This is a genomic window from Geobacter sp. DSM 9736, assembly GCF_900187405.1.
Taxonomy (GTDB): Bacteria; Desulfobacterota; Desulfuromonadia; order Geobacterales; family Geobacteraceae; genus DSM-9736.
In genome coordinates this window covers 2209568-2221286 of the sequence record NZ_LT896716.1, presented here as the reverse complement: position 1 = coordinate 2221286, position 11719 = coordinate 2209568, and the positions used below count along the sequence as shown (strand labels likewise).

Here is an 11719-nt window from a genome sequence, read left to right as displayed (position 1 = left end):
AAGCCGAAGAAGGAACCGAGTGATATCCATAGTTATGCCCTCATACAACCAGGCCCCCTTTGTGGAGGAAGCCGTACGTTCGGTGCTCGACCAGCGCTATGTCGAGGTGGAACTGCTCGTGATGGATCCGGGTTCCACCGACGGCTCCCGGGAGCTGCTGCTGGAACTGCAGGAGCAATACGGAGAGCGGCTGCGCCTTCATTTCGAGCCTGACCGCGGTCAATCCGACGCGGTAAACCGGGGTATGTCGCTTGCCCGAGGTAATGTCCTCGGATGGCTCAATTCCGACGACCGGCTCCATCCCGGGGCGCTTGCGCGGGTGTTCCGTCTGCTGGACCATGAGGAAGCCCGGTGGCTGTATGGCCGGGCTGGGATGATCGACGAGCGGGGAAGAGCGATGTCGAGCCTGATCGTCAGCTACAAGAACTGGCGCAGCCGCCATTTTTCTTACCTTAAACTCCTGACCGAGGACTTCATTCCGCAGATGGGTGTGTTCTGGAACCGTTCAATGTGGGAACACGCCGGAGAACTCGATCTGTCGAAGGACCTGGACATGGACTACGACCTCTGGTTCCGTTTCGCCCGAGTCGCCGACCCTGTGGTACTCACGGAATACCTGGCGGACTTTCGTGTTCACGGCGAGGCGAAGGGGAGCAGGCGAACCGGGGAGCAGCTCGCGGCGGCCTATGCAACAGCGCGGCATTATGCGGTCGGATTGGGCATGCTGGGAAGGCTTGCAGTCCTCATCCACCTGCTCTTCAGCTGGCGGACGCGGCTCCTCTACCTCTGGATGAAGCCGTAACCCTACCTGAGTTTCTGTCTTTACCGCATTCCTTTATAAATCCTTTTGTTTTTCTGCCGAATTGACTTAATGTATCGATCACAGGCAGAAGCCTGCGGATAGTTTCTTCCGGAGCGAGTATGGCCTTTGCGGGCATAGACAAAATCCAGGTAGTAGCCATCATCTTCAGTCTCGGCATCTTCGCGTTCATATTCGAGCTCGTGAAGCATCGGCGCATGAAGGAAGAATACTCCATCGTCTGGTTCATGATGAGCCTTTTCTTCCTCTACCTTTCTCTCGACCGTTTCGCAATCGACCGGCTTGGAGGCCTTTTCGGCATTGCCTATAAGCCGAGCATCCTCATGCTCATCATAACGGCTTTCGTCTTCCTGGTCCTCATTCACATCACCGTCGTCATCACCCGGCTTTCGGAGCAGAATGCGGAGCTGATCCAGGAACTGGGGCTCGGACGTCTGCAGGCCGAGCTCGCGGGCGATCCGTATGCGGCTTCGAAAAAAAAGGCCGACATCCTTGTAATAGTCCCGGCATATAACGAGGAAGTGAACATTGTCCGGGTGATTCATGATCTGAAAAGCATCAGCACCGACCTCGACATCCTCGTGATCAATGACGGTTCAGCGGACAACACTGGGGAGGCTGCACGCTCTACCGGAGAGGCCCTCGTTGTGGATCTTCCGACGAACCTCGGGATCGGGGGCGCTGTCCAGACCGGCTTCAAGTATGCACTTCGAAATGCGTATCAGATCGCAATTCAATTTGACGGTGATGGGCAGCACCGGGCGGAGGAAATCCGCAAGCTCCTCGACCTCCTCATCGACGGGGGAGCCAGCATGGCTATCGGTTCCCGCTTCCTCGGGGGGAGGGAGGGGTTTCGCTCCACCTTCGTGCGCCGCATCGGCATTCGGCTCTTCCAGGTCTTGAACTCCCTGCTCATAGGCCAGCGCATAACCGACAACACGTCAGGCTTTCGTGCCTACGACCGCGAAACCATAGAGTTCCTTGCGCGATATTACCCGGTGGACTACCCGGAGCCTGAAGCCGTTATACTTCTAGGCAAGAACGGCTTCCGCATAGCCGAGGCGTCTACCATAATGCGCGAGCGAACCGGCGGCGACTCCTCCATCGCCGGCATCACCGGCCTCTACTACATGATGAAGGTGATTCTTGCCATCTTCATGACTTCTCTCCGCAGGCCCCTGCGTTCCGCGGGCAGCCCGGGGCAGATTTGAAGAGGGTGCTTCCTTTTGAAGTGTGCAGGGTGAAGTTTTGTCCCGACTGCTTCACCTACCCCCGCATCCGGTAACTCCGAAAAACATTTGCCTCTCCCCCAATCTTGCTGTATTGTTCACCGCATGAACAGCAACGACGAAAAAATCCTGGATACTTACCGCTCGTTCCTACTTCTGGCGGAGATCGCCAAGGAGGAGCCCCTTTCCCAACGGGAGCTTTCGCGGCGGCTCGGTATCGCCCTCGGCCTCGTCAATTCCTATATAAAAAACCTTGTCGCCAAGGGCTACATCCGGGTGAAGAATTTCCCTAAGAATCGTTACGGCTACCTGCTCACTCCACAAGGGGTGACGGAGAAAAGCCGGCTGGCGTACCAGCACCTGAGCTATTTCACCAACCTCTACACGACTGCGCGGCAGGACTACGTGAAGCTTTTCCGCTCGCTTCAGGCTAAAGGAGTCGAAAAGATTGTGTTTTGCGGAGTGGATGAGGTGGCGGAGATAGCATATCTGTCGCTGCAAGGGACGGGGATAGAGCTTCTGTTCGCGATGGATGACGAACGGGCCGGGGATAATTTCTTCGGTCGGCCTGTTGTCACTGTCGCCAAAGGGCTTCTTGCCGGGCACTACCGGATCGTCATTACATCGGTAAAGAAGGGTGAGATGCTCAGAAAACGGCTCCTGGATCTGGGGGTGTCCGATGACGCACTGCACTCCATCGGGGCTGCATGAACAGGTGGCCGCTTCCGGAGTTCATCCGCAGGAAGCTTGAGGGTCGGCAGGCCCTGCAGGGGATAATTGCCAATACCGGCTGGCTTTTTGCCGACCGTATCATCCGGATGGGGATAGGGCTGCTGGTAAGTGTGTGGGTGGCGCGCTACCTGGGGCCGTCGCAATTTGGGCTTCTGAATTTCGCCACCGCGTTTGTCGCCCTTTTTGCGGCATTTTCAACCCTCGGGCTTGACGGGATAGTGGTGCGCGAGCTGGTCCGCCATCCGGACGATAGGCGGGAAATACTCGGTTCCGCAATCTTCCTGCGGCTCGCGGGAAGCCTTGTCACGATCGTTTCCGCGGCAGGAATCATTTCGCTGCTGCGGCAAGGGGAAGAGCTTCCCCGGCTGATGGTGATGATCATCTCCATCGGTACGCTGTTTCAGACGCTCGATGTGATAGATTTCTGGTTCCAGTCCCGGGTGTTGTCGAAGTACACCGTTATGGCGAAAAACGGGGCGTTCATCATCGCGGCGTTTCTGAAGGCAATCCTGATTCTCAGGGGCGCGCCCCTCATCTTTTTCGCTTGGGCCGCACTTCTGGAGCTCGTACTGGCGGCGGCGGGGCTTGTATTCTTCTACCGGAGAAATGGAGGGAGAATCCGCGAATGGCTGGTAAGGGGCGCCCGATGCAGATCACTCCTGGCCGACAGCTGGCCACTGATCCTCAGCGGCCTCTCGATCGCTGTGTACATGAAGATCGACCTGGTGATGCTCGGCAAGATGGCGGGGGACCAGGCAGTCGGCATTTACTCCGCAGCCACGAAAATGTCCGAGGTATGGTATTTCATTCCGATGGCGATCGTTTCCTCCATTTTCCCCTCAGTGATTCGTGCGAGGGAAAAGGATGAGAGCCTCTACTATAGACGGATGCAGCGCCTGTTCAGCTTCATGGCTGCTCTTTCTTTCTCCATTGCGGTGCCGATGACCTTTCTCGCCTCATTGGTCGTGGTTCCGCTGTTCGGGGAGCAATATGCTGCCGCCGGACCGGTCCTGGCCGTACATATCTGGGCTTCTCTCTTTGTCTTTTACGGCGTTGCCCAGAGTCCGTGGGATCTTGCGGAGAACCTGACGCGGCTTGCGCTTTTCAGGATGGCTTTCGGCGCCATTATCAACGTCGCCCTGAACATAATCCTCATTCCGGCATACGGCGTCATGGGTGCGGCGGTAGCCACGGTGATTTCGCAGGCTTTCTCTTCAGTGATTCTGAACCTGATTCACCCCCGGACCAGAGAGATATTTTATCTTCAGGTGAAGGGGCTCTTTTTCTTAAAGGCACTGAGAGAGATATGACCTGCGCTGCTGATGCAGCTATTAACTCAAGGTATTTTCAATGTATTCGCTCAAGCTTTTTCTGTACCGCCTGCTCAGGAGCTTCATCCGCAGTGCGGATATTCCGGAAAAGAAAATTCGTAACTACCTCGATGCGATGCAGGGGCGAGGGTTGCCGCAGCGGGGAAAGGGTGATGTCAAATCCCTTGCCGTCGTCGTTCCCTGTTACGGGCATGCGCAGTATCTGGAACAGGCTGCGGAAAGCCTGCTGAAGCAGACCCGGCCCCCGGACGAGGTTGTATTTGTCGAGGACCATTCTCCCGACGCTACAGGGGAAATCCTCGCAGCGTTGGCGCCAGCGTTTGCAGCAAACGGCATTGCGTGCACGATACTACGCAATCCGCACAACCGCGGACAGGCCGAATCCCTCAATCTGGGAATAGAAGCGGCTTCATCCGAAGTAATAATGATTCTTAATGACGATGACTATCTTATGCTCGACGCTGTGGAGGTCATGTTCAAGCTGTTTGGCCGTTATCAGGATGTCTTTCTCATTGGTGGGCACAGTATCCATTTTACCGATTTCGCTGCCGTTGGAGACCGGCTGCTCATATCTGAATATCAGGATCCTGCCCGCATGGAACTTATAGTCAAGAACCCGGAAGAGGTTCTTTCTTATCGGCGTTACAACGACCTTAACATGACTCATTCCGGCAGCACGTTTCTGAAATCAGCCTGGCAGGCGGCTGGTGGATATGAGCCTGACAGGAGGAGGCGGTTGGTGCCCTTCAGTGACCGTGACTTTCAGCTGCGGATAAATGCGCTCTTCCCTGTTGGGATGAGCCTGCAGGTTCCCTTTTCCTTCTGGCGGAGCGACAGCAGTGTGGATGCGAGGCGGAACAGCTGATGGAGAATGGAGCCGTGCAAGATTTTGAAGGACTCAAGGTATATGAGAATGCCAATCCCAAAATCCTCGAACTTTACGAGGGAGAGGAGCGGGTCCTCGATATCGGTTGCGGAGCCGGAGCCCTCGGGGCTGCCATCCGAAAAATAAATCCGAAAGCGGTCGTTCATGGAGTGGACGCTTCACCGGAGGCAGGAAAGCTTGCAGCCGACAGACTTGACTGGTTCCGATGCATGGACCTGGACAACGAGCCGCTCCCTCACGGGCCGGAGCGGTACGACCTGATCATCTTCGGGGATGTTCTCGAACATCTCAAAAACCCATACCGTCTCCTTTCGCAGTCGAGAGATCTGCTGGCTCCTTCGGGAAAGGTGATACTGTCCTTGCCGAACATAGCGAATTACAGCCTCCGATTACGGCTTCTCTTCGGGAGGTTCGAGTACCGGGACACCGGGATCATGGACCGGACCCACCTTCGTTTCTTTACCGATGCGAGCGCCCGGGAGATGATAGATCGTTGCGGGTTCGTCATCGAGGAGCGCAGGTACATCTCCCGATTCCCGCGGTTGTGCGGGCCGCTCATGTGTGGCCTGCTGGCGGTCCAGTTCATTTTCAAGCTAAGCATCCGCTGAGGCGAAGACACGGCTTTTATGGTCATAGAGATGATTTACAAGCTGCAAGTGATGGCGGACCGGTTCCGCCCCCGACGGGTCATGGGCCTTTACCGGAACAAGTGCGCTCCTTCACGGGGCTCGGCCCTCGTCAGCTACATGCCGCTGCCGCTGGTGGGAGACCCGGCTTTCTTCAAGGGGCACTCCAACGTCTGGGAGAGCGCAGAGGTGGTGGCCACCTTCAACCGGCTCGGTTACCGGGTTGACCTGCTCAACTGGCGCGACGCTTCCTTCGTTCCACCGGCTGTCTACGACATCGTGTTCGACATTCACGGGAACCTTTCCCGCTATTCCGCGCCCCGAAGCAGTGCTGTATTCTACGTTACCGGGAGCAATCCCTCTTTTTCAAATCGCGCCGAGCAGGAGCGGCTTGACGCCGTGGCGAGGCGGCGGGGGGCATCCCTTAAGCCCCGGCGAAAGATAGGCGAGGAAGAAATCCGGACATTCAACGCAAACCTGGAGCGTGCGGACCTGATCCTGCTGGTGGGGAACGAGACGACTGCGGGAACTTTCCCCGAGCATATCCGGAGAAAGATGCGGTGCATCTGCGCCACCGGCTCCTATCTGCCCTCTCTCTCCGCACCGGACCTGCGGGGCAATGGACGGGAATTTCTCTGGTTCAACGGCCAGGGAGCCGTGCACAAGGGACTGGATCTCGTCCTGGAGGTCTTCGCACGGCATCGGGATCTTACCCTCCACGTAGTGGGTCCGTACCTGAAAGAGGATGATTTCGTCAGCTCGTACCGGAGGGAACTGACGGAGCTTCCGAATATCCGCAGCCACGGCTTTCTCTACCCTGCGGGAAAGAAGTTCAGGCAGATCGCTGCCCGGACCGGTTTCTTTATCAGCCCTTCCTGCAGCGAGGGAATGTCCACCTCCGCCATCACATGCATGCAGCACGGCATGATCCCGATCCTCAGCGCGAACTGCGGCATCACGCTGCCGGCCGGTGTGGGACGTGTACTGGATACCTGTTCGGTGGAGGAAATCGAGGAGGCGGTGCTTTCGATGGCTGCGCTTTCCGACGGCGACAGGAGAGAGATGATGGAGGCGACCGGTGCCTTCGCGGCCGGATCATTTACCCGCGAGGGTTACTCGCGCACTCTGGAAGATGCCTTGGCGGCGCTGGTACGAGGGGCAGGGGCATGAGCGCAGGATGTACAATCTGTGGCGGAGGGACTGTCGCGGAGATTTTCCGGGCCACCATTCTCGGGAAGCACAACGTCGCCTTCAATCGCTGCGGGGCCTGCGGGTTCATCAGCACCGAGAAACCCTACTGGCTCGATGAAGCCTACAGTCAGGCCATCACCAAGGCTGACGTGGGGCTCGTGCAGCGCAACATGCGACGCATTCCAATTATCCAGGCGCTTATCGGTACCTCCTTCCGGGGGGATGGCCGGTTCGTGGACTACGGGGGAGGGTACGGACTCTTCGTGCGGATGATGCGGGACCGGGGTTTCGACTTCTACCGCTACGACCGCCACTGCGAGAACCTGTTCGCCGAAGGCTTTGAAGCCAACGGAGACAGCGGCGGTTTCGAGCTGGTGACCGCCATGGAGCTGTTTGAGCACCTCGTGGACCCGGTCGCGGAGGTCGAACAGATGCTCCGTTTCTCCCGCTCGATCTTCTTTACGACCGAACTGGTCCCGGACCCTCCGCCGGCTCCCGGCGACTGGTGGTACTACGGCCTCGATCACGGGCAGCATGTGTCGTTCTATACGAAACAGTCGTTGACTGCCCTGGCGCGCCGGCTTGGCCTGCGCCTCTACTCAGACGGAAAGCGGCGGCACCTTCTGACTGAGCGGAAGATCTCCCCGATTCTCTTCCGGCTCGCCACCACGTACAAGTCGGCTATCTTCCTGGCACCCTTCTTCCGCCGGACCTGCCTGGTGCCGGACGACTACCTGCGGGTTACGGGGCATTCCCAGAAAGGAACGAACCTATGAAAAAAGCGCTTATTACCGGCATTGCAGGGCAGGACGGTTCGTACCTCGCCGATCTCCTCCTCGCCAAGGGGTACGAAGTCCACGGCATCGTGCGCCGGATCGCCATAGAGGACACCGAGCACAAGCTGAAAAACCTGCGCCACATCCTGGACAAGGTCCACCTCCATGTGGCATCCCTGGACAACGTCCTTTCCATGATAAAGGTGATAAAGGATCTTGTTCCGGACGAGTGCTACCACCTGGCAGCTTCCAGCTTCGTAAGCTATTCCTTCGAGGACGAGATTTCCATAATCAACAACAACGTTGACAGCACTCACTATCTCCTTGCGGCCATCAAGGAGTTTGCTCCTGAATGCCGCGTCTACTTTGCCGGGACGAGCGAGATGTTCGGCACAGTCTCCTCGGCGCCCCAGGATGAAAGCACTCCCTTCAATCCCCGCTCCATCTACGGGATATCAAAAGTGGCCAGTTACCACCTGGTGAAGAACTACCGTGAGCAGTACGGGATGTTCGCCTGCTCCGGGATCCTCTACAACCACGAGTCCCCCCGCCGCGGCTACGAATTCGTCACCAGGAAGATCGTCTCCTCGGCGGTAAAGATCAAGCTCGGGCTTCTGGAATCCCTAACCCTCGGCAATCTCGACGCCTCCCGCGACTGGGGATATGCCCCCGACTACGTGAACGCCATGTGGCTCATGCTTCAGGGGGAATCACCCGACGATTACGTTGTTGCCACCGGGAAGACACACACGGTCCGGGAATTCGTTTCCCACGTCTTCTCCTTTCTCGGGCTCGACTACCGCCAGTACGTGCATACGGATCCGAAGCTCTTTCGCCCGGCGGAGAAGGTTCCCCTGTGCGGCAACCCGTCAAGGATCATCCAGCGGCTCGGTTGGTCCCGCACCATCGATTTCCAGACGCTGCTCAAAACAATGGTGGAGGCCGAACTCGCACTCTACCGCGACCGCGAGAAGTCTGCCGGAGCCGCCGGGTGAAGATAGGTCTTAGCGCAATTACGTTCGCTCCCGGTGCGATGGGGGGGATGGAGACATATCTCCGCAACCTGCTCGACCGTCTCCAGCAGATCGATTGCGAGAACGATTACACCATCCTGTGCGACCGGCGGGTCGCCGGGGAGATCCCGCTCCACAACGACAGGTGGGGAACCAGGGCGATCAACTACGGCAAACCCTCTCTCAACTGGTTTCTGCGGGGGCTTTTGCGGAACACGGTCAACGTGGACATCCTTGTTAGGGAGATGAAGTCGCTTGATCTGGATGTGATTCATCATCCCTTTACCGTGTTAACCCCTCCCGGCATCCGCACCCCTTCCGTTCTCACCTTCTGGGACATGCAGCACGAGTTTTTCCCCGAATTTTTCAATCAGGTGGAACTGCGCAAGCGGCGCAGAATATATCCTGCGTCCGCCCGCGAAGCAACACGCATCATCGTCAGTGCCTCGTTTACCAAAGACTGCCTCGTGGAGCGGTACGGGATCGAGGAGGGGAAAATCCACGTCATCCATACCGGCTACGGACCGGTGTATCGGGTGATAGAGGATGAGCCGGCGCTGGAGGAGGTGCGGCGGCGGTATGGACTGGATCGCCCCTTCCTCTTTTATCCGGCAGCCACATGGCCTCACAAGAACCACGGAAGGCTACTTGCCGCACTGCGCCTGCTGAAGGAGCAGGGTTTCGACGGAAGGCTCCTTCTGACGGGAATTGCGATGCAGTCCCACGGAGAGGTCCTGCGGGAGATCGATCGCCAGGGTCTGGCCGGGGAGATTCAGCTCCTCGGCTACGTTCCCGCCGTGGACCTCCCCCTACTTTACAACCTGGCCCGGGCGCTCGTCTTCCCCTCACTCTTCGAGGGGTTCGGAATTCCTCTTGTGGAAGCCATGGCTTGCGGCTGTCCCGTCGTTTGTGCCCGTGCCACCTCCCTCCCCGAAGTGGCGGGGGAGGCGGGCGTTCTGTTCGATCCCTATTCGGTGGAGGACATTGCGGAGAAGGTAGGCCGCGTCTGGGCAGATGACGGCCTGCGCCGGGATATGGCCGCCCTGGGGCTACAGCGGGCGAAGCTCTTCACGTGGGAAGAAACTGCACAAAAGACCCTCCAGGTCTATCGTGAGGCGGTGGGGTGAAATGAAGTTCTCCATCATCACAGTGACCTGGAACAGCAGCCGCTACCTGCAGGAGACCATCGACAGCGTCCTCGGGCAGGACTTCCCTTCTTTCGAGTATATAATCGTCGATGGGGGATCGACGGACGGCACCCTCAGTATCATTGCGGAAAACGCCGCACGGGATGGGCGGATTCGCTGGATCTCGGAAGCCGACGATGGGATTTCGGACGCCTTCAACAAGGGGATCCGCATGGCCTGCGGCGAGATCATCGGGATCATCAACTCCGACGACACCTACTGCCCGGGCGCCTTTAAGGCCGTGGCCCTGGCTCGGGAGGCGCATCCGGAGTGCGATGTCTTCCACGGGGACATGATAAGGATGGAGAATGACGTACCGCTCTTCCTCCTGAAGCCTACGCCCGTAGGCCCGAACATATGGAGGGAGATGCCGGTGAACCATCCGGCCACTTTCGTGACCCGCAGGGGATACGAAACCGCTGGCCTCTTCGACACGGATCTGCGGGTCACCATGGACTACGACCTCATCCTGCGGCTTTACATCGAAGGCTGCAGGTTCTATTATGTCGAGCTGCCTCTTGCCGCCATGCGCTACGGCGGCGAAAGCGACGCTCGGACTTGGCAGGTCCTGCGGGAGTTTTACCGGGTAACGAGGCGGTACGGCTATCCCAGGGCACAGGCCGCTTTCTGGTTCATGTACCGCGCTGTCATGGTCGGCACCAAAAACATGCTGAGAAAGCTCGGAATCCACTCCCTCATACGTCTCCATCCCCGGTTCAACAAGGTCCGGAAGCAGGGGAGCCATAAGGAGCAGTAGTGCGCATTGCCATCGACGCTTCCACGATTTCCACCCAGGGGGGGCCGCGAACCTACGTTCTCGGACTTCTTGATGCGCTCCTGCGCCTCGATAGGGAGAACGAGTACGTCGTATTCTACAACGACCCGGCGCACCTCGGCCGCTTCAGTGGTGCTATCGAGGAGGTCCTGCCCGGAAAGAAACCGCTATCGCGTCTTTTCCGGGAGCACGTTCTGCTCCCCCTTGCTTGTCGCCGCCATCGGGTCGACATTCTCCACTGCCCAAAGAGCGCGATTCCGCTTTTCTCCCCCTGCCCGGTGGTGGTGACGCTCCACGACCTGATCCCTCTCAAACATCCGGAGACGGAGAAGTTCGCCGCCCGGGTTTACTGGCGGTTGCAGATCCCGATTGCAGCCAGGCGGAGCGACTTCATCATCACCGACTCGGAACACGCCCGTCGGGAGATCATGGAGGATTTCGGGGTCCCGGCCGGGAAGATCGAGGCGGTAATGCTCGGCTTCGACCCCGCCATGGACGGTGGTGCTGCGGAGGATGGCGCTGCAGTGCGGCAACGTTACCACCTGCCCGATAAGTATATCCTTTACGTGGGGACGATCCAGCCGCGCAAGAACCTGGATACGCTCATCGAAGCATTCGCTCGCCTCCGGAAGGAAGGGGAGGTCAGGGAAAAGCTCGTTATCGTCGGGCGCAAGGGGTGGCTCTACGATCGTCTCTTTGCCAGAATCACCGAACTTGGCCTGGAGGAGGAGATTGTCTTCACCGGGTTCATACCCGACGAGGACCTGCCCCACATTTACCGTGGTGCGAACGTCTTCGTCTACATCTCCCTCTTCGAGGGCTTCGGTCTTCCTCCTCTCGAAGCCATGGCGTGCGGAGTGCCGGTGATCACTTCCGACACTACTTCCCTACCGGAAGTTGTCGGGGATGCGGGAATCGCGCTGCCTCCGACTGATGTGGAAGGGGTGGCGTTGGCTATCCGCAGAGTGCTGACCGACGCGGGCACGGCATCCCGGATGCGGGAGCGGGGGGTGGAGCGGGCGCGTCTGTTTTCATGGGACGCTGCGGCACAGCGGACCCTCTCTCTGTACCGGCAGGTGGCGGAGGATGCGAAGCTACGGGGTAAGTAGTGTTCAGGTTTCGACAATCTGCAGTTATTTATGTCGCCTTTGTG

General features: G+C 58.3%; 12 protein-coding genes. All 12 read left to right on the top strand.

The window, feature by feature from the left end:
* Positions 1-19 precede the first annotated feature (19 nt).
* Positions 20-802, top strand: a complete 783-nt coding sequence (locus CFB04_RS10110) for a glycosyltransferase family 2 protein (protein ID WP_231934150.1) — start codon at positions 20-22, stop codon at positions 800-802.
* 119 nt (positions 803-921) lie between these two features.
* Positions 922-2031 (top strand): DUF2304 family protein, encoded by a 1110-nt coding sequence (locus CFB04_RS10105; protein ID WP_088535156.1) that lies wholly within the window; start codon positions 922-924, stop codon positions 2029-2031.
* Positions 2032-2154: 123 nt separating this feature from the next.
* Positions 2155-2760 carry a winged helix-turn-helix transcriptional regulator gene (locus CFB04_RS10100; protein ID WP_088535155.1) on the top strand — a complete coding sequence of 202 codons (606 nt, stop codon included), beginning with the start codon at positions 2155-2157 and terminating at the stop codon, positions 2758-2760.
* Positions 2757-4091: a flippase gene (locus CFB04_RS10095; protein ID WP_088535154.1), complete on the top strand. Its 1335-nt coding sequence runs from the start codon at positions 2757-2759 to the stop codon at positions 4089-4091. The genes CFB04_RS10100 and CFB04_RS10095 overlap by 4 nt, the downstream gene beginning before the upstream one ends.
* Before the next feature lie 40 nt (positions 4092-4131).
* Complete coding sequence (locus tag CFB04_RS10090) at positions 4132-4977, top strand: glycosyltransferase family A protein (protein WP_088535153.1); 846 nt, start codon at positions 4132-4134, stop codon at positions 4975-4977.
* A gap of 14 nt (positions 4978-4991) precedes the next feature.
* On the top strand, positions 4992-5606 hold the full coding sequence (locus CFB04_RS10085; RefSeq protein WP_157698772.1) for a class I SAM-dependent methyltransferase: 615 nt from the start codon (positions 4992-4994) through the stop codon (positions 5604-5606).
* Between the two features lie 18 nt (positions 5607-5624).
* Positions 5625-6794, top strand: coding sequence for a glycosyltransferase (locus CFB04_RS10080; RefSeq protein ID WP_088535151.1), 1170 nt, complete (start codon positions 5625-5627; stop codon positions 6792-6794).
* On the top strand, positions 6791-7591 hold the full coding sequence (locus tag CFB04_RS10075; RefSeq protein ID WP_088535150.1) for a class I SAM-dependent methyltransferase: 801 nt from the start codon (positions 6791-6793) through the stop codon (positions 7589-7591). Before CFB04_RS10080 ends, CFB04_RS10075 begins: the two co-directional genes overlap by 4 nt.
* Positions 7588-8586 carry a GDP-mannose 4,6-dehydratase gene (locus tag CFB04_RS10070; RefSeq protein ID WP_088535149.1) on the top strand — a complete coding sequence of 333 codons (999 nt, stop codon included), beginning with the start codon at positions 7588-7590 and terminating at the stop codon, positions 8584-8586. The genes CFB04_RS10075 and CFB04_RS10070 overlap by 4 nt, the downstream gene beginning before the upstream one ends.
* Positions 8583-9731 (top strand): glycosyltransferase family 1 protein, encoded by a 1149-nt coding sequence (locus tag CFB04_RS10065; protein WP_088535148.1) that lies wholly within the window; start codon positions 8583-8585, stop codon positions 9729-9731. Before CFB04_RS10070 ends, CFB04_RS10065 begins: the two co-directional genes overlap by 4 nt.
* Position 9732: 1 nt before the next feature.
* Positions 9733-10548: a glycosyltransferase family 2 protein gene (locus CFB04_RS10060; RefSeq protein ID WP_157698771.1), complete on the top strand. Its 816-nt coding sequence runs from the start codon at positions 9733-9735 to the stop codon at positions 10546-10548.
* Positions 10548-11675 carry a glycosyltransferase family 1 protein gene (locus CFB04_RS10055; RefSeq protein WP_088535146.1) on the top strand — a complete coding sequence of 376 codons (1128 nt, stop codon included), beginning with the start codon at positions 10548-10550 and terminating at the stop codon, positions 11673-11675. The genes CFB04_RS10060 and CFB04_RS10055 overlap by 1 nt, the downstream gene beginning before the upstream one ends.
* Positions 11676-11719: the final 44 nt, after the last annotated feature.

Excerpts from the sequence above, each read along its gene's own strand:
- CFB04_RS10070 (WP_088535149.1), top strand. The coding sequence starts at position 7,588 with ATGAAAAAAGCGCTTATTACCGGCATTGCAGGGCAGGACGGTTCGTAC.
- CFB04_RS10075 (WP_088535150.1), top strand. The coding sequence starts at position 6,791 with ATGAGCGCAGGATGTACAATCTGTGGCGGAGGGACTGTCGCGGAGATT.
- CFB04_RS10100 (WP_088535155.1), top strand. The coding sequence starts at position 2,155 with ATGAACAGCAACGACGAAAAAATCCTGGATACTTACCGCTCGTTCCTA.
- CFB04_RS10080 (WP_088535151.1), top strand. The coding sequence starts at position 5,625 with ATGGTCATAGAGATGATTTACAAGCTGCAAGTGATGGCGGACCGGTTC.
- CFB04_RS10090 (WP_088535153.1), top strand. The coding sequence starts at position 4,132 with ATGTATTCGCTCAAGCTTTTTCTGTACCGCCTGCTCAGGAGCTTCATC.
- CFB04_RS10105 (WP_088535156.1), top strand. The coding sequence starts at position 922 with ATGGCCTTTGCGGGCATAGACAAAATCCAGGTAGTAGCCATCATCTTC.
- CFB04_RS10095 (WP_088535154.1), top strand. The coding sequence starts at position 2,757 with ATGAACAGGTGGCCGCTTCCGGAGTTCATCCGCAGGAAGCTTGAGGGT.
- CFB04_RS10060 (WP_157698771.1), top strand. The coding sequence starts at position 9,733 with ATGAAGTTCTCCATCATCACAGTGACCTGGAACAGCAGCCGCTACCTG.